The following is a 265-nucleotide window of genomic DNA, read 5'->3' on the forward strand; positions in this document are numbered from 1 at the left end:
GGGCTGGGGGCCGGGGAGGCCGCCCTGCCGGCCCGGCGGGACGCGCAGTGGCGCTGGCCGCTGCCGCCGCCGACGAGCCGGGCGGTGGAGACGCTGCCGGCCGGGGAGCTGTGGCGGACGGCCGAGGCGGCGGCGGGGACGCTGCGGGAGGCCGCCGCGCATGGGGTGGCCGGCCGGGCGGTGGGGCAGCGGGCGCTGCGGGACGCCCTGCTCGACCACGTGGCGGTGGTGGTCACCCCGGACGATCCGCCCGGACCGCCGGTCG

At 83.8% G+C, this 265-nt stretch carries 1 pseudogene; it reads left to right on the plus strand.

Annotated features, from left to right (window positions below):
- Positions 1 to 265 (plus strand): annotated as a pseudogene (locus tag ACLQ29_RS35560) (hypothetical protein); the annotation flags it as partial.

It is taken from the genome of Micromonospora sp. DT228, assembly GCF_049841595.1.
Lineage (GTDB): Bacteria > Actinomycetota > Actinomycetes > Mycobacteriales > Micromonosporaceae > Micromonospora.